Consider the following 19,612-nt stretch of genomic DNA (forward strand, 5'->3'; position numbering starts at 1 on the left):
GTATTCGATTTGAAGGACACCCATGCTTGACATCACCCAACTGCGCAAGGAACTCGACACCGTCATCGAGCGCCTGAATGCGCGCAAGAACCCGCAGCCCTACCTGGATGTGGCGCGCTTCACGGCGCTGGAAGCGGAGCGCAAGGGCGTGCAGACCCGCACCGAGGAGCTGCAGGCCCGCCGCAACGCGCTGTCCAAGCAGATCGGCATGGCCAAGGGCAAGGGCGAGGATGCCTCGGCGCTGATGGCCGAGGTCGGCGGCATCGCCGACGAGCTGAAGGCCGGTGCTGAGCGGCTGGAGGCCATCCAGGTCGAGCTGAACACGCTGCTGATGAGCGTGCCCAACCTGCCCGACGCCTCGGTGCCCACCGGCGCCGACGAGACGGGCAACGTCGAAGTGCGCCGTTGGGGCACGCCGCGCACGTTCGATTTCGACGTCAAGGACCATGTCGACCTGGGCGCCCCGCTGGGCCTGGACTTCGAGACCGGCGCCAAGCTGTCGGGCTCGCGCTTCACTTTCCTGAAGGGCCCGGTGGCGCGCCTGCACCGCGCGCTCGCGCAGTTCATGCTGGACGTGCAGACCACCGAGCACGGCTACACCGAGTGCTACACGCCCTACATCGTGAACCGCGAGATCCTCGAAGGCACGGGCCAGCTGCCCAAGTTCAAGGAAGACATGTTCTGGGTGCTGCGCGGCGGTGACGACGAGCAGACCGAGCAGTACCTGATCTCCACATCGGAGATCTCGCTGACCAACACCGTGCGCGAGAGTGTGCTGAAGGCTGAGGAACTGCCGGTCAAGCTGACGGCGCACAGCCCCTGCTTCCGCTCGGAAGCCGGCTCCGCCGGCCGCGACACGCGCGGCCTGATCCGCCAGCACCAGTTCGACAAGGTGGAGATGGTGCGCATCGAGCAGCCCGAGCACAGCATGGCCGCGCTGGAGGAGATGACGCAGCATGCCGAGGCCATCCTGCAGAAGCTGGGCCTGCCGTACCGCACCATGCTGCTGTGCACCGGGGACATGGGCTTCGGCTCGACCAAGACCTACGACCTGGAGGTCTGGGTGCCGGCGCAGCAGACCTACCGCGAGATCAGCTCCTGCTCGAACATGGGCGCCTTCCAAGCCCGCCGCATGCAGGCGCGCTTCAAGAACGCGCAGGGCAAGAACGAGTTCGTGCACACGCTCAACGGCTCCGGCCTGGCCGTGGGCCGCACGCTCGTCGCGGTCCTCGAGAACTACCAGAACGCCGACGGCAGCATCACCGTGCCTGAGGCGCTGCGCTCCTACATGGGCGGCGTGGAGGTGTTGCGCGGCTGATTTGCAGCAAGGGCGAAAAAGCTGGCTATAATGGTCGGCTTCGCACCAAGCGCACCGAATCAGGAGAGGTGGCAGAGTGGTCGAATGTACCTGACTCGAAATCAGGCGTACGGTTTCCGTACCGAGGGTTCGAATCCCTCCCTCTCCGCCAAGAACAGCCCGCCGGCAAACCCGGCGGGCTTTTTCTTTTCCGGGCGTTCAGCGACGGTGCTGTTGCAGGTCGACGTCGATCTTCACCGGCTTGGTGTCGGTGTTGGTCCACATCCAGCAGTGCGCGGGCTCGGCGTCAAAGACTTGCACGCCCTGCGCCCTGGCGGCCCGCTCCAGCCTTGCCGGATACACCACGTCCTTGCCCTGGTGGACATGGATGTTGAACGGCAGCGGCGCGCCGGCCTCGAAAGTCCAGGCCACGTGGGCACCCCGCGGCAGCTTGCCGCACACCTCCAGTAATTCCCGTGGCGCCAGCGTCGCCGTGTGCGTGAAACGGCCCTCGGCCGTCCAGGCGATGTCGACGACCTGGGCGGCCGCTGCCGCGGTGCCGCAGGTGGCCAGGCACAGCAGGGCGAGCACCGCCCTCACTTGGCTGCCTCGATGGCTGTGACGATGAACTGGCCACCTTCATGCGCAGCCTTGAAGCGCACCTTGTCGCCGACCTTGAGGCCATCCAACAGCCGCTTGTCGCGGGCCTGGAACACCATCGTCATGGCGGGCATGTCCAGTGACCGGATCTCGGCGTGGCGCAGCGTGAGCTTGGCCGCGGCCAGGTCGATCTTGCGGACCTCGGCATCGGTCATCGCGTCGGCGGCGGAGGCAGGTGTCGCCGGCAAGGCGGGAGGCGGGGTCGCCTGCGACAGCAGGGGGAGCGCCAGCAGCGCGGCGCAGAGCAATAGCTTGTTCATGGCAGTTCCTTGATGGGGGTTCAGCGCGCGCGGACGATGATCTTGCCGCGCATGCCGGCCTGGAAGTGGCCGGCGATGAGGCAGGCGAAGTCGAACTCGCCCGCACGGTTGAAGGTCCAGACGATCTCGCCCTTCTGGCCCGGTTTCACATGGGCCATGTAGGGCTCGTCGTGCTCCATGCCGGGGAACTTGAGCATCAGCGCTGCGTGCGCTTGCAGTTCCTGTGGCGTGCCGATGACGAGTTCGTGCAGCACGGCGCCGGTGTTGCGCAGCACTAGCCGCACGGTCTCGCCCTGGCGCACGTCGATGCGCGACGGTGTGAAGCGCATGTCGTCGTTCATGCGGATCTCGACAGTGCGCTGCGCCTCGCGGCGGTCTCCAGCGATGCCCCAGGCTTTCTGTTCCTTCTTGACCGCAGTCGGCGCGCTGGCGGCATGGTCGCCATGCGCCTGTGCTGCCACGGCGGCGAGGGCCAGAGTGACGGTAGTGAGGAGCGTCTTCATGCAGGCCTCAGTGGTTGTGGTGGCCATGCGGCTTGCGCACCTGAACCTCGACGTCCGACGCGCTCGCAGCCGGTGTCGGCGCGCTGGTCGCGGGCGGTGCGTCGCCCACCTCGCGCGCCACGGTGCCGGGCGGATGCTGGAACCAGCCAGGGTCCGTGTAGTCGCCGCGCTTGAGCCCGCGCCGCACCTTCAGCATGCTGAACATGCCGCCCATCGCCACCGGCCCGAACGGGCCTTCGCCCGCCATCATGGGCGCCGTGTTGTCGGGCAGCGGCATGCTCATCTCGGTCATGTCGTGCATGCCGCGCTCGCCCATGACCATGTAGTCCGGCACCAGCTTGCGGATCTTGGCAGCCAGGCCGCTGTGGTCCACGCCGATCATCGTTGGCACGTTGTGGCCCATCGCGTTCATCGTGTGGTGCGCCTTGTGGCAATGGAAGGCCCAGTCGCCCTCCTCGTCGGCGATGAACTCGAGTTGCCGCATCTGGCCCACGGCGATGTCCGTCGTCACTTCGGGCCAGCGCGCGGTCTTGGGCACCGGGCCGCCGTCCGTGCCGGTCACCTCGAACTCGTGGCCGTGGAGGTGGATGGGGTGGTTGGTCATCGTCAGGTTGCCGACGCGGATGCGCACGCGGTCGCCCTGGCGGGCCACCAGCGGCGCGATGCCCGGGAACACCCGGCTGTTCCAGCTCCACAGGTTGAAGTCCAGCATCGTCATGACCTTGGGCGTCGCGCTGCCGGGCTCGATGTCGTAGGCGTTCAACAGGAAGGCGTAGTCGCGGTCGACGTCGGCGATGTGCGGATGCTTCGCCTTGGGATGCGTGATCCACAGGCCCATCATGCCCATGGCCATCTGCACCATCTCGTCGGCATGCGGGTGGTACATGAAGGTGCCGGGGCGGCGCGCGACGAACTCGTAGACCCAGGTCTTGCCCGGCGGGATGGGCGGCTGCGTCAGGCCGCTGACGCCGTCCATGCCGTTGGGCAGGCGCTGGCCGTGCCAGTGCATGCTGGTCACCTCGGGCAGCCGGTTGGTCACGTAGATGCGCACGCGGTCGCCCTCGACGACCTCGATCGTGGGCCCAGGGCTCTGGCCGTTGTAGCCCCACAGGTGGGCCTTGAAGCCGGGTGCCATCTCGCGCACGACGGGCTCGGCGACGAGGTGGAACTCCTTGACACCGTCCTTCATGTGCCAGGGCGCCGTCCAGCCGTTCAGCGTGACGACGGGGTTGTAGGGCCGCCCGTTGGGTGGAGCGAGCGGGGCTTGCGTGTCGGGCGAGGTCTGGATGACGGGCTCGGGCAGGGCGGCCATCGCCGCCTTGGAGACGGCGGCCAGCGAGGCCAGCGTCGACCCCGCCAGCAGGGAACGTCGGTTGAACATGGGGTGTCCTCGGGGTTCAGTGGGGCGCCGCAGCGGCGGCAGCCGGCGCGGCGCCGGCGGAGGGCAGGGTGGGCGCAGCGCGGCCAAGCAGGGCCTGGTCCAGGTCGGCCTGGGCCAGCCAGAAATCGCGCAGCGCGTCCTGTGCGGCGGCCACGGCGGCTACTTGTGCGCGGGCATCGGCCAGCAGCTCGAACACGCCAATCAGCATGCCGTTGTAGCGCAGCAATTGCTCGTCGGAGATGCGCTGGGCCAGCGGCAGCAACTCGTCGCGATGCTGGCGGGCGATGTCCCACGCGCCGCGGTACAGGCCGTAGGCCTCGCGCACTTCGGAGCGCGCGCGGATGGCCGTGTCGGCCGCATCGTGCGCCGCCTCGCGGGCCAGCGCCTGCGCGCGCGGCAGCGGGCCGGGGCCGAACAGCGGCAGCTCCAGCGTGACCTCCCAGCCGCGCTGCACCGGCGCCTCGTTGGACGTGTTGCGCACGACGCCCAGCTCCAGCATGGACACGAAGAGGTTGATGCGGCCGGCGTCCACCTGGCGCGCCGCCTGCTCCAGCCGCAGCCGTGCGGCCTGCACGTCCAGGCGCTGCGCGAGTGCCAGCGTCTCGATGTCGGGCTGCTCGCGGGCGGTCGTCGGCAGTGCGGGCAGCCGGTCGGGCACACGCAGCGCGGCAGCGTCGTCGCCCCACAGGCCCAGCAGGCGCACGAGGCGCTCGCGGCTCGCGAGGCGTTGGGCTTCGGCGCGGGCCAGCGCCAGCCGTGCCTCGGCCGCAAAGCCTTGCTCACGTGCACGGGCTAGCGCGTTGAAGTTGCCGACGGCCTGCATGCGCCGCGCCAGTTCGGCGCCAGCATCGGCGGCCTCCAGCACCTGGCGGCGGTAGGTCAGCGTTTCCTCGGCGGCCACGGCGGCTACCCACGCGCGGCGCGTGTCCGCGGCCAGCGCCAGCACGTCGGCGGCGGCCTGCTGCTGCTCGGCCTGCAGGCGGCGCTGCTCGGCCTGGCGCACCAGCGGCAGCGTCAGCAACCGGGCCAGGTTGACGTGCCAGCCGCGCTCCAGCTCCACCTCGTCGCCGCGCGTGAGGCGGCTGAAGCTGAAGCCGGGGTTGGGCAGCCGGCCGGCTTCATCCACCTCGGCCGCCGTCACGCCCAGGCGGGCCAGGCGGGCCTGCAGCGCGCGGCTGTTCTGCAGCGCCAGCTGTACGGCGGCGTCAGCGCTCAGCGGCTCGCGCAGGCGGGCGGCCAACGTATTGGGCGGCAGCGGCTCGGCAGCCAGCGACTGGCCCGTGTGGTGTTGGGTCAGCCGGTTGACGTCGGCGACCTCGTCGCCGGGCTTCAGGCTGGCGCAGCCGGCGAGTGCCAGCGCCAGCGTCGTCAGGGACAGCGTGCGCTTCATAGCGGTTTCTCCGACGGCAGCGTCTCGCGGGCGTACGTGCGCCAGCCGCCCACGCGTTCGACGCGGGCATTGGCGGCGCGCCAGTCGGCGGGCGGTGGATCATCGGCGGCCTGCGGTGGCGGAGCCTGGCGGGGCGCGACGCGCGGCACCTGGGCGCGCGGATCGGCGGGGTCGGGGCGGGGCGTCTGGGCAGTGGCGCTCAGCGCCAGGCCAGCGGCGAGCAGCGCCGCGACGCGGGGGAACAACAAGGGCATGACAGCCTCTCGGAACGGGTGGTCGACCCACCAGGCGCAACCAAGCGCGCGGCGGGAGGGCAGCGTTGGGAGGGGTTCAGGCCCGAGGCGGCGGGTCGGGCAGCGGCGGCACGACGCCCGTCCAGCGCTCGGCCGGCACCTGCGCTGCGCGCTGGGCCGGTGCACTCGTCACGGTCAGCGCCAACGCTGGTGGTGGCGCGGCGGCCAGGCAGCAGGGGGCGCACAGCTTGCACGCCTGGTTGTGGTGGGCGTCGGCCGGGTCATCTGCGTCCTGGTGGTCGTGATGCGCGTGCTCCGCATCGGTCATCACGACCGGCGTCGGCTGCGCCGGCCCGCAGTCCAGCTGCGTGGCCGCCAGCAGGCTGCGCAGCGGCAGCAGCACTAGCAGCAGGCAAAGGACGAGGAAGCGGCCGGGGCAACGCATGACCGGCACTTTAACCGCCTTGCTGTCGCCAGGCCCGCGCCGACAGCCCGCCGTGCCGCTGCGTGAACAGCCGGCTCAGCGTTGACGCGTTGGCGTAGCCCAGTTCGGCGGCCAGCGTCTTCAGCGACTTGCCCGCCCGCAGTTCGGCCCGGGCGATGGCCAGGCGCCAGTCGGCCACGTAGTCGGCAGGCGTCGTGCCGACGGCGTTGCGGAAGGCCTCGGCAAAGCGGCTGCGCGACATGCCGGCCTCGGCGGCCAGCCGCTCCAGCGTCCAGGCCTCGCCGGGGCGGGCATGCACGGCGGTCAGCGCGCGGGCCAGGCGAGCGTCGGCCAGGCCGTTCAGCAGGCCCACCGGCAGCGGGTTGTCGCGCTGGTCCAGCATCCAGCGCAGCAGTTGCAGCAGCAGCACCTCGAACAGCCGGTCCGCCAGCAGCCGCTGGCCACAGCGCACGCGCTCGGCCTCGCCGAACAGCAGCGTCAGCGTTTCGTTGAGGCCGTCCACGCGGGCCAGCGGCAGCACCACCAGCGGCGGCAGCGCGCGCACCAGCGGGTGGGCGTCGCCCTGGTCGAAGTCCAGCGTCGCGCAGACGAAGTCCGCGCCCTCGGTGGGCGCGTTGTGGAAGTCGTGCGCCAGCGGGCGCGGGTAGAACACCAGGCTGGGTTCGCTCACCACCAACCGCGCCACCAGCCCGCTGCCGGCCGCGTGGCGCACGGCCATCTCGCCGTTGCGCATCACGTGCAGGAAGCCCCGTCCGGGCTGCGCGTCGAAATGCGTCACGCCGCACAGCGGCCCGGCGTGGAACAGGCTGGCGCGCACGCGAAAGCGCTCCAGCAGCGGGCTGAGGCGGTCCAGCGGCAGGGCGTCGGGCACTGGGATGAATGGATATGTTGTACGGACGGAATGATACCTATCGGCCTGAGCGGGCGCGCACAGTGGAGGCCTTCCTGTACTGCAACCGAAAGGTGATTCCATGACCTCCCGCATTCCCCTCGTCTCCGCCGCCGATGCCCCCGCCGCCAGCCGTCCGCTGCTGGATGCCGTGCACAAGGCTTTCGGCGCCACGCCCGCGATGTTCCGCGCCGTTGCCAACTCGCCCGCCGCGCTGCAGGCGATGTGGGGCTTCTTCGGCGCGCTTTCGGATCAAGGCGGCGGCAGCATCCCGGCCAAGCTGGGCGAGCAGATCGCCGTCGCCGTGGCCGACCGCAACGCCTGCGAGTACTGCCTGGCCGCGCACACGGCGCTGGGCCGCAAGGCCGGCGCGTCGGCAGCAGAGATGAGCGCCGCCCAGGCCGGCGAATCGGCCGACCCGGCGACGGCCGCTGCGCTGCGTTTTGCGCTGAAGCTCGTCGAGCAGCGCGGCCAGGTCGGCGATGCCGATGTCGCGGCGCTGCGCGCGGCGGGCTTCGGCGACGGCCAGATCGTCGAGATCCTGGCGCACGTGGCGCTGAACCTGTTCACGAACTACGTGAACATCGCGTTCGCCGTGCCGGTGGACTTCCCCGGTGTGAAGCTGCGCTCGGCCTGACGCCAACAACAAGGCCTCGGGCATGCCGAGGCCTTGTGGGTGGAGATCAGCGGGCCTGTCGCAGGCGGGTCAGACCAAGCCTTGCTTGGATGCCAGCACGGCCGCTTCGGCGCGGCTGCTGACGTTGAGCTTCTTGTAGATGGACTTGATGTGGTCGTTGACCGTGAACCACTTGATGCCCATCAGGTTCGCGATCTCCTTGATCGTGAAGCCCTTGCTCAGGTAGGTCAGCACCTCGCTCTCGCGCGGCGTCAGGCGCTCCCACTCGGGCGGCGGGTCCAGCGCGACGCTGCGGCTGTTGCTGAACGGCGCATGCGACGACGAGAGCGCGCCAAAGCCGGAGTTCAGCGGCATGGTGCCGCTGTCGCCGGATGACGACGGGCGGAAGTGCGACAGCAGCCGGCGCGCGATGGCCGGCGACAGCGGTGGCTGGCCGCGCACGATGCGCTGCAACTCTTCCACCAGGACCTCAAAGCGGTCTTCCTTGAGCAGGTAGCCGTCGGCGCCGCACTGAAGCGCGGGGAAGAGGTGGTCGTCGTCGGAATACAGCGTCGTGACGATCTTCAGTGCCGGCGACCCGGAGAGCTCCGTCAGGAACTCCATGCCGTTGCCGTCAGGCAGTTCCAGGTCGACCAGGATGAGCTTGAAGCCGGCATCGGGCGAAGTTCCGGCGAGCTTGGCGACCTGGCGGCGCGCGTTCTCCAGATCGCCGACTTCGGTGATTTCCATCGCATCGCTGAAGCTCTCGCGCACCACGCGGCACAGGAAGCTGCGGGCAACGGGGTTGTCTTCGATGATGAGGACTTTGACGGTCATGGCGGAGCAACAGCGGCTGTCGTGTCGACTGGGCAATGTAGCGCAGCCCTCTGGTCACAACGGGCCGAGACTGCGGGGGGCAACGCCCCCGGTTCAGGCTTCAAGCGTGGGTAAGAACCAACTTGCCGACCACCTCGCGCGCCGCCATGCGCGCGAAGGCGGCGGGCAGTTGCTCCAGCGGCATCACGCGGTCCAGCACGGGCTTGATCTTGCCGGTTGCATACCAGGCTGCCAGCTCACCCAGCATCTTGGCGTTGCGGCCCGGCTCGCGCTTGGCGAACTCGCCCCAGAACACACCGACCAACGATGCGCCCTTGAGCAGCGCGAGGTTCAGCGGCAGGGCCGGAATGGCGCCCTGCGCAAAGCCGATGACGAGGTAGCGTCCCCGCCAACCGATGGAGCGGAAGGCAGCCTCGGCCATGTCTCCGCCGACCGGGTCGTAGATGACGTCCGGGCCCTTGCCCTCGGTGAGCGCCTTGAGCTCGTCGCGCAGGTTCTGCGTGCTGTAGTTGATGGTGGCGTCGGCGCCCAATGCCTGGCAGGCGGCGCACTTGGCATCGCTGCTGGCGGCGGCGATGACCCGGGCGCCTGCAGCCTTGGCGATCTGGATGGCCGCTGTGCCGACGCCGCCCGCCGCGCCGAGGACGAGCACGGTCTCGCCGGCCTGCAGCGTGCCGCGGTCCAGCAGCGCATGGTGGCTGGTGCCGTAGGTGCAGATGAAGGCGGCGGCGTCCTCGAAGCTGAACGCGTCGGGCAGCGGCATGGCCAGCATGGCCGGGATGCAGACCTCGGTCGCAAAGCCGCCCAGCCCGCCGAACGCAGCCACGCGCTGGCCCACGGCGAAGCCCTTGACGCCGTCGCCCACCTCGGTGACGACGCCCGAGAACTCCGTGCCCGGCACGAAGGGCAGCGGTGGCTTCATCTGGTACTTGTTCTGCACGATGAGCAGGTCGGGGAAGTTCAGGCTGGCGGCGCGCACGCTCACCCGCAGCTGGCCCGCCGCCAGCGCCGGGGCAGGCAATTCGCGCCACTGCAGCGCCTCGACGCCCACCGGGTTCTCGCAGACCCATGCCTTCATCTTCTGTCTCCTCGTGGAATGGAGCGGCCATGATAGGAATCAAGGGGGTTACACCCGGTCTCGCAGGTGACGCGCTCCCTACAATCGCAGCCCATGCGAATCCTGATTTCCAACGACGACGGCTACCTTGCTCCGGGCCTGGCGGCGCTCGTCAAGGCGTGCGAAGGGCTGGGCGAGATTGATGTCATCGCGCCCGAGCAGAACGCCAGCGGCACGTCCAACTCGCTGACGCTGAACCGCCCGCTGAATGTCTACCGTGCCACCAACGGCTTCCGCTACGTCAGCGGCACACCGTCGGACGGCGTGCACCTCGCGCTGAGTGGCTTGTTGGGCTACCGGCCCGACCTGGTGCTGTCGGGCATCAACAACGGCGCCAACATGGGCGACGACACGCTCTACTCCGGCACCGTGGCCGCCGCCACCGAGGGCTATCTGTTCGGCATCCCGTCCATCGCGTTCTCGCAGGCCGAGAAGGGCTGGGTGGAGCTCGATGCCGCCGCGCGCGCGGCGCGCAGCATCGTCGAGCAGGTGATTGCCGGCGGCCTGGGTCAGAGCTTCCTGCTCAACGTCAACATCCCCAACCGCCCCGATGCCGACAGCCTGCCGCGCAAGATCACGCGGCTGGGGCGCCGCCATTCGGCCGAGGCCATCATCGAACAGGTCAACCCGCGCGGCGAGACGATCTACTGGATCGGCCCGGCCGGTGACGCGAAAGATGCCGCCGAGGGCACCGACTTCCACGCCACGGCCAACGGCCAGGTGTCCATCACGCCCCTGCAGGTGGACCTGACCGAGCATGCGTCGCTGGGCGCCTGGGCGCAGCGCCTGGGTCTCTGACCCGATGTCCACGCCCAAGCGTTTCCCGGCCAGTCTGAAGCCGGCGGCCGCGCCCCAGCGGGAGCTGCTGATGCCGCAGCGCCACCTGCACCAGGCCACGCGCGACGCGGCCCGGTTGGCGCGGCCCAGTGGCACTGGCCTGGACGGCGGTGCCGTGCGGCGGCGCATGGTGGAGCGGCTGCGCGCCGAGGGCCAGTTCGATGAGCGCGTGCTGGCCGCGATGGCCGCCGTGCCGCGCCACGAATTCGTCGACAGCGCACTGGCCGCGCAGGCCTACGAAGACACGGCCCTGCCCATCGGCCATGGCCAGACCATCTCCAAGCCCTCCGTCGTGGCCCACATGCTGGGCCTGCTGATGGCCGGCCCTTCGGCGCGTGAGCGCGGCTCGCTGGGGCGGGCGATGGAGATCGGCACCGGCTGCGGCTACCAGGCTGCCGTCATCGCGATGCTGGCGCGGCAGCTGACCTCCATCGAGCGCCTGCAGGGGCTGCACGACAAGGCCAGGCTCAACCTGCAGCGCATTGCGCTGCCGCGGGCGCCGCGGCTGGTCTGGGGTGACGGGCGGGTGGGCCATGCGCCCAGCGGGCCGTTTGACAGCATCATCGCGGCGGCTGGCGGTGAAGACATCCCGCCCGCCTGGACCGAGCAGCTCGCGCCCGGCGGCCGGCTCATCGCGCCGACCTCGTCGGGTGGGCGCGGGCAGGTGCTGGTGGTGTTGGACCATGTGGTGGATGGGGGCGTCAGCCGCTGGCTGCGCAGCGAGCACGAGGCGGTGCTGTTCGTCCCCCTAAAATCCGGCGTCGTCTGACGGGGCCGCTGGCGCACCGCGCCACACAATCCGGGTGGCCCCCAACGTGCCACTCACGATGTCCCAACGCCTGCGCCTCCTGTCTGTCCTCGCCTCCTCGCTGCTGCTCAGCGCCTGCGTCTCGTCGCCCAAGAAGCCGGCTCCCGTCGAGGATCGCAACCCGCAGCCGGCACGCACGGCCGCGCCCGCATCCGCTCCGGTGCCGCCAGCACCGACGGCCCCTGAACCCAAGCCAGCCCCCGGCGCCGAGAATGCCGGCAAGCCGGGCTACTACACGGTCAAGCCGGGTGATGCGCTGATCCGCATCGCGCTGGACAACGGCCAGAGCTGGCGCGACGTCGCCAAGTGGAACAACCTGGAGAACCCCAACCGCATCGAGGTGGGCCAGGTGTTGCGTGTGGTGCCGCCTGGCGTGGATGCAGCCGCAGTCGCCGCCCGTCCGATCGCCAGCGCGCCTCGGGCCGAGGCCCGGCCGCTGGACGCCAAGCCCGCCGCAGCATCGGCCAGCGCGGCATCGAGCGCGGCGGTCACGGCGGCGAAGGAGCCGGCGGTCAAGGACAAGGACAAGGACAGTGCTGCGGACGATGACACGCTCGCCTGGGGGTGGCCGGTGGCCAATCCCGTCACCGCAGGCTTTGACGAACAGCGCAACAAGGGCCTGGACTTCGCTGGCAAGCCCGGTGATGCGGTGCTGGCGGTGGCCGACGGGCGCGTGGTTTACGCGGGTTCGGGCTTGCGTGGCTACGGCAACTTGGTCATCATCAAACACAACAACACCTACCTGACAGCGTATGCCCACAACCGGGCGATGCTGGTCGAGCAGGACCAAGTGGTTCGCAAGGGCCAAAGGATTGCCGAGATGGGTTCCACCGAGAGCGATACCGTCAAGCTGCACTTCGAAGTGCGCAAGCTCGGCAAGCCTGTCGATCCGGCCAAGCTGTTGCCGGCGCGCTGAGTCGACCGCTCAGCATCCCAGCACTCCGGGCCAGCGATCACGTCATGAAACGCGCTGCGCCCACCCTGCCGAACGGCCGCGATGGCCATGCCGGTGCGGTGCACGAGCCCGCCGTGATGCTCGCCATGAATGGCGACACCGAGTCCGGCGCCGAGGCTCCCGACGAGGACGCGCAGGCGCTGCGCAACGGGAGCAACCATGAGGTCGAGCTGGGTAACGCGCTGCAGGCCTACCTGCGCGACATCCGTCGCACGCCACTGTTGACCCCGCAGGAGGAGTTCGAGACGGCCACGGCTGCGCGTGCCGGTGATTTCCAGGCGCGCCAGGCCATGATCGAGCACAACCTGCGGCTCGTCGTCAGCATCGCCAAGAACTACCTGGGCCGTGGCCTGCCGATGAGTGACCTCATCGAGGAAGGCAACCTCGGCCTGATGCACGCCATCGGCAAGTTCGAGCCGGAGCGGGGCTTCCGCTTCTCCACTTATTCCAGCTGGTGGATTCGCCAGAGCATCGAGCGTGCGCTGATGCACCAGGCCCGTCTTGTGCGGCTGCCCGTGCACATCGTGCGCGAGCTCAACCAGGTGCTGAAGGCGCGCCGCGCGCTGGAGGCGCTGCAGAGCGCGCAGGGGGCAGAAGGGCGCGTGCGCGCCGAGGACGTGGCGCAGGCGCTGGGCCGGCCTGTCGATGAGGTGGCCGAGTTGCTGGCGTATGCCGAGCAGCCCAGCTCACTGGATTCGCCGGTGGACCGCAACGGCGAGGGGGGCGAGTCCATGGTCGACCTCGTCGCCGACGATCAAGCGGTTGACCCGATGGGGCTGCGGCTGTCGCATGAGGTTGAGGAATTGCTGCAGCACGGCCTGGCCAGCCTGAGCGACCGCGAGCGCGAGGTGCTGGCTGGGCGCTACGGTTTGTCCGACCGCGAGCCCGAGACGCTGGACGTGCTGGCCATCCGCCTGAAGCTGACGCGGGAGCGCATCCGCCAGATCCAGATCGAGGCGCTGGCCAAGCTCAAGCGCAACATGATGCGGCACGGCGTCGACCGCGACAGCATCTTCTAGCGCCATCGAGCTCAGCCGGGATAATCCCGGCCCTATGACTCAGACAACGGAATGGCTCAAGGTCGAAAGCATCGAGCTTGAAGCGCAGGGCGTGGCGCACAACGCCGAAGGCAAGGTGGTGTTCATCGACGGCGCCTTGCCGGGCGAGATCGTCAAGGCGCAGATTGCCCGCCGCAAGAACAACTGGGAGCAGGGCCAGCTCACCGAGATCAAGAAGGAAAGCCCGCTGCGCGTGACGCCGGGCTGCCCGCATTTCGGCCTGCACGCGGGTGCCTGCGGCGGCTGCAAGATGCAGCACCTGCAGGCCGGCGCGCAGGTGGCCGTGAAGCAGCGTGTCGTGGAAGACCAGCTGTGGCATTTGGGCAAGGTGAGACCCGAGGTGCTGCTGCGGCCCATCGAAGGCCCGACCTGGGGCTACCGCTACCGCGCGCGCTTCTCGGTGCGCTACGTGCAGAAGAAGGGCGTCGTGCTGATCGGCTTCCACGAGCGCAAGAGCCGCTACGTGGCCGACATGCAGGTCTGCAAGGTCGTGCCCAAGGTGGTCAGCGACCTGCTGATGCCGCTGCGCGAGCTGATTGCCAGCATGGCCGAGCGCGATCGGCTGCCGCAGATCGAGCTGGCGATGGGCGATGAGGTCATCGCGCTGGTGCTGCGCCACCTGAACCCGCTGCCAGACGGCGACATCGCGCTGCTGCGCGCGTTCGCCGCCGAGCATGGCGTGCAGTGGTGGTTGCAACCCAAGGGACCGGACACCGTCAAGCTGCTGGATGAAGGCGGCGCGCAACTGGCCTACCGCCTACCCGAGTTCGGCGTGACCATGCCGTTCAAGCCGACCGACTTCACGCAGGTGAACCCGCACATCAACGCGGCGCTGGTGGGCCGCGCGCTTCGGTTGCTGGCAGTGCAGAAGGACGACCGTGTCATCGACTGGTTCTGCGGCCTGGGCAACTTCACGCTGCCGCTGGCCACGCAGGCGCGTGAGGTGCTGGGCATCGAAGGCAGCGAGACGCTGGTGCAGCGCTCGCGCGAGAACGCCGCGGCCAACGGCCTGGCGCACAAGACCAGCTTCGTCGCGCGCAACCTGTTCGACATGACGCCCGAGCTGCTGGCGCTGGACGGCACGGCCGACCGCTGGCTCATCGATCCGCCGCGTGAGGGCGCGTTCGCGCTGGCCAAGGCGGTGGCCGACATTGCCCAGGACCCGTCGCTCGCGCCCGGCTGGGTGGCGCCCAAGCGCATCGTCTACGTCAGCTGCAACCCAGCCACGCTGGCGCGCGATGCTGGCCTGCTGGTCAACGTGGCGGGCTATCGCTGCACGGCGGCCAGTGCGGTCAACATGTTTCCGCACACGGCTCACGTGGAGAGCATTGCGGTCTTTGACCGTTGACGGTTTAGTAAACATGGCTGCGTGACGCTCGCGCCCCGGGTCAACCCGGGGAGTCGGGCGTTCGGTTGTGCGGAAGAATGAATAAACAGGTGAATTTTGTTTAGTTCATTCTGCCGAGTGTTGGTGCCACGCAAGCGCCGCACCGGCGCCATCCCACGGAGACAAGAGGCTGGCCATGTTGCAAACCCACCTTCCGCGCCTGCTCGGCGCTGCCTGCCTGGCGCTCAGCCTGGCTTCCACCGCGCTGGCGCAGGGTGCGGCCCTGCCGGCGCAGGCGCTCAAACGCGGCGTCAATGTGCTGGGCTATGACCCGATCTGGAAGGAGCCGGCCAAGGCGCGCTTCCAGATGCGGCACTTGCAGGCCATCCGCGACGGCGGCTTTGACCATGTGCGGGTGAACCTGCATGCCTTCGAGCACATGGATGCCTCCGGCCAGTTGCCGGCAAGCTGGTTCAAGCAGCTCGACGAGGTGCTGGCCGCATCGCTGAATGCAGGCCTGCAGGTCATCATCGACCAGCACAACTTCATGGACTGCGCCAAGGCCATTGACACCTGCCGCAGCAGGCTCAAGGCCTTCTGGCGCCAGGTGGCGCCGCGCTACAAGGACGCGCCGGACGGCGTGCTTTTCGAGATCCTGAACGAGCCCAATGGTGCCGCCGACCCGCTGTGGAACGACATCCTGGCGGAGAACCTGCAGATCATCCGCGAGACCAATCCGAAGCGTCGCGTCGTCGTCGGGCCTAAGTTCTGGAACTCGATGGATCACCTTGACAGCCTCAAGCTGCCCGAGGCCGATCGCAACCTGGTCGTGACCTTCCACTACTACTCGCCGTTTCCGTTCACGCATCAGGGCGCGAGCTGGGTGGAGGAGTTCAAGAACACCTCTGGCATCACCTGGGGCAGTGCTGCCGAGCGCGAGCAGATTGGCAAGGACTTCGACAAGGTCAAGGCCTGGGCACAGAAGCATGGCCGGCCCATTCTGCTGGGTGAGTTCGGCGCGCTGGAGACCGGCGCGCTCGCGCACCGCGTGGCGTGGACGTCGACCGTCGCCCGCGCGGCCGAGGCGCGCGGCTTTGGTTGGAGCTACTGGCAGTTTGATTCGGATTTCATCGTCTGGGACATGAAGGCGGATGGCTGGTTCAAGCCCATCCTGAATGCGCTCATTCCGTCGCCGGGCGCGCCGGCTCCGGCGGCCACGGCTGCCCGCAGCAGCGATCCGGCCTTGGACCACCTCATCAACGTGAACAAGGTGACTGCCTGGTCGGTGTACGGTGACGGCCAGTCCACCCAGCAGGTGGCCTGCGAGGCGGCCGGCAAGGCATGCCTGCGCGTTGCGCTGCAGGGCAAGCGGGCCAATGCCTGGGACATCGGCGCCATCGCTCCTGTCACTGGCGACATCCGCAAGGGTGACAAGCTGCAGGTGCTGATGTGGGCGCGGCTGGATACCGACGACGCCAAGGCTCAGGTGCAGGTGCCGGTGGCGTTGCAACTTGGCGCGCCGCCCTATACAGCCGTGCTGTCAGGGCAGGCTGTGTTGACGAGCAAGCTGGAGCCGGTGGTGTTCAGTGGCACCGCGCAAGTCGATCAGCCGGCTGGCACGGTGAGCCTGTCGGTGCAGATCGGCCAGGTTGGTCAGCCGCTGATGCTGAGTGCGCCATTCGTGCTGCGCAACTACACGCCGGGCAAGTGATGCGCGTGGCCAGTGCGCCTGCTGCTGCATCGTCAGCGTGGGCGGCGCGCTGCATACAAAAAAAAGGCGGCCACTGGCCGCCTTTTGTCCTTCGGTCGTGGTGTCGATCAATCGCGTTCGCCGCCGAAGATGCCCAGCAGCGACAGCAGGCTCTGGAATACGTTGTAGATGTCCAGGTAGATGGCCAGTGTGGCGCTGATGTAGTTGGTCTCGCCGCCGTCCAGCACGCGCTTGATGTCATACAGCATGAAGGCCGAGAAGATCGCCATGGACATCACCAGCAGCGTCAGCAGCAGGGCCGAGGACTGCAGGAAGATGTTGGCGATGCCCGCCACCATCAGGATGATCGCGCCGACGAACAGGAACTTGCCCATGCTCGACAGGTCGCGCTTGATGACGGTGGCCAGCGTGGCCATCGCGAAGAAGATGGCGCCGGTGCCGCCGAACGCGGTCATGATCAGGCTGGCGCCGTTGCGATAGCCCAGGATCTGGGCAATCAGGCGTGACAGCATCAGGCCCATGAAGAACGTGAAGCCCAGCAGTGACACCACGCCCATGGCGCTGTTCTTGGTTTTCTCGACCAGGAACATCAGGCCGAAGGCGCCGACGAAAAACACGAGGGTGCTGATGCCGAAGCCCAGGCTGGCCATGAAGCCGGTGCTGACGCCGATCCAGGCGCCCAGCACGGTCGGGACCATGGACAGGGCCAGCAGCCAGTACGTGTTGCGCAGTACGCGCTGACGGTCGACGGCAAGGCCCGGGGCGGCGTAGCCGTAGTGGGTTTGCATGCTTTCGTTCATGAGAGACCTCCGAGGGGCGAATGGGAAACCGCGCGGATTTTAGGGCGCTGCTGGCGGGCTACATTGGGGGCCGACCCTTTGAAAGCAAGGCCATGAAACAGCAAGCCCAACTCGAACTCTCCGACGTCAAGCGCATCGCCGCCGCCGCCGAAGCCCATGCCCTGTCCAAGGGCTGGGCCGTGTCCATCGCCATCGTCGACGCGGGCGGCCATCTGCTGTGGCTGCAGCGCCTGGATGGCGCCTCGCCCAGTTCTGCCATGTTCGCGCCGGCCAAGGCGCACACGTCGGCGCTGGGGCGCCGCGAGTCCAAGGTCTACGAGGACATGATCAACGGCGGCCGCGTGTCCTTCCTGAGCGTGCCCGGCATGTACGGCACGCTGGAAGGCGGTGTGCCCATCCTCGTCGATGGGCAGGTCGTCGGTGCGGTGGGCGTCAGCGGCGTCAAGTCCAGCGAGGACGCGGAGATCGCCAAGGCCGGTATCGCGGCACTTTGAGGCGTCACGAAGCCGTCGCAGAGTGGACACGAAGCCTCCGTACTAACCCGGGTCGGCTATACTCGATGGGTTTACCTGAACCCTACGCTGCCCGGCGCCAAAACCCTTCGGTTTCAACAAGTTGACCCGTCGTTCTGACGGGTTGATGCTGGGCACGCGATCCACTTGCGGAGACCCTTTGTGCTGACCGACCTGCTCCATCCCCCTCAAGCAATCCTGGCTCTGGCGGATGGGACGGTGTTCCGAGGTCAGTCCATCGGCGCGACCGGCCAGACGGTCGGCGAAGTGGTGTTCAACACCTCGCTGACCGGCTACCAGGAAATCCTGACCGACCCCAGCTACTGCCGTCAGATCGTCACGCTGACGTATCCGCACATCGGCAGCTACGGCGTGAGCCCGGAGGACGTCGAGTCGTCCAAGGTGTATGCCGCGGGTCTGGTGGTCAAAGACCTGCCCGTCCGTGCTTCCAATTTCCGCGCGAACCAGACGCTGGACGCGTACCTGCGTGAGCAGGGCACGGTGGCCATCGCGGGCCTGGACACGCGTCGCCTGACCCGCATCCTGCGCACGACCGGCGCCCAAAACGGCTGCATCCTGGCCCTGGCGGCGGGCGAAGCGGTCACGCAGGCGCACGTCGACGCCGCAGTGGCCGCAGCCAAGGCTGCGCCGTCGATGGCGGGCCTGGACCTGGCCAAGGTCGTCAGCCGCAGCGAGCGCGAGGTCTGGACCCAGAGCGAATGGAAGCTGGGCAGCGGCTACGGCGCGCAAACCGCGCCGAAGTTCCACGTCGTGGCCTACGACTTCGGCGTCAAGCACAACATCCTGCGCATGCTGGCCGAGCGCGGCTGCAAGGTCACGGTGGTGCCGGCTCAAACGCCGGCGGCCGACGTGCTCGCGCTGAACCCGGATGGCATCTTCCTGTCCAACGGCCCTGGCGACCCGGAGCCGTGCGACTACGCCATCCAGGCCACCGCCACCCTGATCGAGTCCGGCATTCCGGTGTTTGGCATCTGCCTGGGTCACCAGATCCTGGCGCTGGCCTCCGGCGCCAAGACCTTCAAGATGAAGTTCGGCCACCACGGTGCCAACCACCCGGTGAAGGACCTGGACAGCGGCCGCGTGGGCATCACCAGCCAGAACCACGGCTTCGCGGTGGACCCCGACACGCTGCCGGCCCACCTGCGCGCCACGCACATCAGCCTGTTTGACGGCACGCTACAGGGCATCGCGCGCACCGACAAGCCGGCCTTCAGCTTCCAGGGTCACCCGGAGGCCAGCCCCGGCCCGCACGACATTGCCTACCTGTTCGACCGCTTCATCGGCCTGATGTCCAAGGCCTGAGGGCGCGCAGATGTTCGGCATCACCGACCTCGGCACCTACCTCGCAGCGGCGATCTTCATCATCCTGCTGCCGGGGCCCAATTCGCTGTACGTGCTGTCCGTGGCCGCGCAGCGCGGTGTGCGCGCCGGCTACACGGCTGCGTGCGGCGTGTTCGTCGGCGACACGGTGCTGATGACGGCGGCCGCGGCCGGCGGGGCCTCGCTGCTGATGGCCAGCCCGCAGATCTTCTTCGTCGTGAAGATGGTCGGCGCGGCCTACCTGGCCTGGCTGGGCGTGCAGCTGCTGCGCGGTGGTGTGAAGAGCTGGCGCGGTGAACCGCAGGCCGCGGACGCGCCGCGCGTGGTGGGCGCTGCGCAGCCCTTCAAGAAAGCGCTGGTCGTCAGCCTGTTGAACCCCAAGGCCATCGCCTTCCTGTTGTCGTTCTTCATTCAGTTCGTCGATTCGGCCTACCCGCATCCCGCGCTGACCTTCCTGATCCTGGGTTCCATCATCCAGGTGCTGAGCTTTGTCTATCTCTCGACGCTGATCTTTGCCGGCGCCCGCCTTGCGGCGGCCTTCCGTGCGCGGCGTCGACTCTCGGGCGCCGCCAATGCCGGCGTCGGAGCCCTTTTCGTTGGATTCGGGGCCAAGCTGGCCACGGCCACCCTCTAAA

22 protein-coding genes and 1 tRNA gene are annotated in these 19,612 nt (G+C 68.5%); 12 read left to right on the forward strand and 11 right to left on the reverse strand.

Translation table 11 applies throughout. The features are described 5' to 3' along the window. Window positions 1-22 precede the first annotated feature (22 nt). Together serS and NYO99_RS19700 are read left to right on the forward strand one after the other, a co-directional pair. The gene (gene serS, locus NYO99_RS19695; RefSeq protein ID WP_268169007.1) at window positions 23-1,318 is read left to right on the forward strand and encodes a serine--tRNA ligase; all 1,296 of its coding nucleotides are present in this window, start codon (window positions 23-25) and stop codon (window positions 1,316-1,318) included. Between the two features lie 62 nt (window positions 1,319-1,380). After that, a tRNA-Ser gene (locus NYO99_RS19700) sits at window positions 1,381-1,469 on the forward strand. Between the two features lie 47 nt (window positions 1,470-1,516). Here NYO99_RS19700 and NYO99_RS19705 read toward each other — a convergent pair. The 8 genes from NYO99_RS19705 to NYO99_RS19740 all read right to left on the reverse strand — a co-directional run bounded on the left by NYO99_RS19705 (window position 1,517) and on the right by NYO99_RS19740 (window position 7,046). Beyond that, entirely contained in the window at window positions 1,517-1,888 is a 372-nt protein-coding gene (locus tag NYO99_RS19705; RefSeq protein ID WP_268169008.1) for a hypothetical protein, read from the reverse strand. 5 nt (window positions 1,889-1,893) lie between these two features. After that, complete coding sequence (locus tag NYO99_RS19710; protein WP_268169009.1) at window positions 1,894-2,217, reverse strand: copper-binding protein; 324 nt, start codon at window positions 2,215-2,217, stop codon at window positions 1,894-1,896. 20 nt (window positions 2,218-2,237) lie between these two features. Beyond that, entirely contained in the window at window positions 2,238-2,720 is a 483-nt protein-coding gene (locus tag NYO99_RS19715; RefSeq protein WP_268169010.1) for a cupredoxin domain-containing protein, read from the reverse strand. Between the two features lie 7 nt (window positions 2,721-2,727). Then, window positions 2,728-4,101, reverse strand: coding sequence for a multicopper oxidase family protein (locus NYO99_RS19720; protein WP_268169011.1), 1,374 nt, complete (start codon window positions 4,099-4,101; stop codon window positions 2,728-2,730). Window positions 4,102-4,117: 16 nt separating this feature from the next. Next, window positions 4,118-5,491, reverse strand: a complete 1,374-nt coding sequence (locus NYO99_RS19725) for a TolC family protein (RefSeq protein ID WP_268169012.1) — start codon at window positions 5,489-5,491, stop codon at window positions 4,118-4,120. After that, window positions 5,488-5,745 carry a hypothetical protein gene (locus NYO99_RS19730; RefSeq protein ID WP_268169013.1) on the reverse strand — a complete coding sequence of 86 codons (258 nt, stop codon included), beginning with the start codon at window positions 5,743-5,745 and terminating at the stop codon, window positions 5,488-5,490. Before NYO99_RS19730 ends, NYO99_RS19725 begins: the two co-directional genes overlap by 4 nt. Window positions 5,746-5,821: 76 nt before the next feature. Beyond that, window positions 5,822-6,169, reverse strand: coding sequence for a hypothetical protein (locus tag NYO99_RS19735; protein WP_268169014.1), 348 nt, complete (start codon window positions 6,167-6,169; stop codon window positions 5,822-5,824). A gap of 10 nt (window positions 6,170-6,179) precedes the next feature. After that, entirely contained in the window at window positions 6,180-7,046 is an 867-nt protein-coding gene (locus NYO99_RS19740; RefSeq protein ID WP_422395522.1) for an AraC family transcriptional regulator, read from the reverse strand. Window positions 7,047-7,140: 94 nt separating this feature from the next. Between NYO99_RS19740 and NYO99_RS19745 the strand changes: the two genes are divergently transcribed. Continuing rightward, window positions 7,141-7,695, forward strand: a complete 555-nt coding sequence (locus tag NYO99_RS19745; RefSeq protein WP_268169016.1) for a carboxymuconolactone decarboxylase family protein — start codon at window positions 7,141-7,143, stop codon at window positions 7,693-7,695. A 69-nt stretch (window positions 7,696-7,764) separates the two neighbouring features. Here NYO99_RS19745 and NYO99_RS19750 read toward each other — a convergent pair whose 3' ends face one another. Both NYO99_RS19750 and NYO99_RS19755 read right to left on the reverse strand, forming a co-directional pair. Next, on the reverse strand, window positions 7,765-8,511 hold the full coding sequence (locus tag NYO99_RS19750; RefSeq protein ID WP_268169017.1) for a LuxR C-terminal-related transcriptional regulator: 747 nt from the start codon (window positions 8,509-8,511) through the stop codon (window positions 7,765-7,767). 100 nt (window positions 8,512-8,611) lie between these two features. Then, complete coding sequence (locus NYO99_RS19755; protein ID WP_268169018.1) at window positions 8,612-9,589, reverse strand: NADPH:quinone oxidoreductase family protein; 978 nt, start codon at window positions 9,587-9,589, stop codon at window positions 8,612-8,614. A 93-nt stretch (window positions 9,590-9,682) separates the two neighbouring features. Here NYO99_RS19755 and surE point away from each other — a divergent pair, with 93 nt between their 5' ends. The 6 genes from surE (at window position 9,683) to NYO99_RS19785 (ending at window position 16,324) form a co-directional block, all read left to right on the forward strand. Next, window positions 9,683-10,426, forward strand: coding sequence for a 5'/3'-nucleotidase SurE (surE, locus tag NYO99_RS19760; protein ID WP_268169019.1), 744 nt, complete (start codon window positions 9,683-9,685; stop codon window positions 10,424-10,426). A gap of 4 nt (window positions 10,427-10,430) precedes the next feature. Next, on the forward strand, window positions 10,431-11,234 hold the full coding sequence (locus tag NYO99_RS19765) for a protein-L-isoaspartate O-methyltransferase family protein (protein ID WP_268169020.1): 804 nt from the start codon (window positions 10,431-10,433) through the stop codon (window positions 11,232-11,234). A gap of 58 nt (window positions 11,235-11,292) precedes the next feature. Next, entirely contained in the window at window positions 11,293-12,189 is an 897-nt protein-coding gene (locus NYO99_RS19770; protein WP_268169021.1) for a peptidoglycan DD-metalloendopeptidase family protein, read from the forward strand. Window positions 12,190-12,233: 44 nt separating this feature from the next. Beyond that, window positions 12,234-13,247: an RNA polymerase sigma factor RpoS gene (rpoS, locus tag NYO99_RS19775; protein ID WP_268169022.1), complete on the forward strand. Its 1,014-nt coding sequence runs from the start codon at window positions 12,234-12,236 to the stop codon at window positions 13,245-13,247. Window positions 13,248-13,281: 34 nt separating this feature from the next. Continuing rightward, on the forward strand, window positions 13,282-14,634 hold the full coding sequence (rlmD, locus tag NYO99_RS19780) for a 23S rRNA (uracil(1939)-C(5))-methyltransferase RlmD (protein WP_268169023.1): 1,353 nt from the start codon (window positions 13,282-13,284) through the stop codon (window positions 14,632-14,634). A gap of 175 nt (window positions 14,635-14,809) precedes the next feature. Further along, a complete protein-coding gene (locus NYO99_RS19785) occupies window positions 14,810-16,324 on the forward strand; it encodes a glycoside hydrolase family 5 protein (RefSeq protein WP_268169024.1) in 1,515 nt (504 codons plus the stop codon). Between the two features lie 107 nt (window positions 16,325-16,431). Here the strand turns inward: NYO99_RS19785 and NYO99_RS19790 are convergent, their stop codons facing one another. After that, complete coding sequence (locus NYO99_RS19790) at window positions 16,432-17,124, reverse strand: Bax inhibitor-1/YccA family protein (RefSeq protein WP_268169025.1); 693 nt, start codon at window positions 17,122-17,124, stop codon at window positions 16,432-16,434. A 92-nt stretch (window positions 17,125-17,216) separates the two neighbouring features. Here NYO99_RS19790 and NYO99_RS19795 point away from each other — a divergent pair, with 92 nt between their 5' ends. The 3 genes from NYO99_RS19795 (at window position 17,217) to leuE (ending at window position 19,611) form a co-directional block, all read left to right on the forward strand. Continuing rightward, window positions 17,217-17,618, forward strand: a complete 402-nt coding sequence (locus NYO99_RS19795; protein WP_268169026.1) for a GlcG/HbpS family heme-binding protein — start codon at window positions 17,217-17,219, stop codon at window positions 17,616-17,618. Window positions 17,619-17,798: 180 nt separating this feature from the next. Continuing rightward, on the forward strand, window positions 17,799-18,959 hold the full coding sequence (gene carA / locus NYO99_RS19800) for a glutamine-hydrolyzing carbamoyl-phosphate synthase small subunit (RefSeq protein WP_268169027.1): 1,161 nt from the start codon (window positions 17,799-17,801) through the stop codon (window positions 18,957-18,959). Between the two features lie 10 nt (window positions 18,960-18,969). Beyond that, window positions 18,970-19,611 carry a leucine efflux protein LeuE gene (leuE, locus tag NYO99_RS19805; RefSeq protein ID WP_268169028.1) on the forward strand — a complete coding sequence of 214 codons (642 nt, stop codon included), beginning with the start codon at window positions 18,970-18,972 and terminating at the stop codon, window positions 19,609-19,611. Window position 19,612: the final 1 nt, after the last annotated feature.

Source organism: Roseateles hydrophilus, assembly GCF_026712245.1.
In the GTDB taxonomy this organism is placed as follows: Bacteria; Pseudomonadota; Gammaproteobacteria; order Burkholderiales; family Burkholderiaceae_C; genus Pelomonas; species Pelomonas hydrophilus.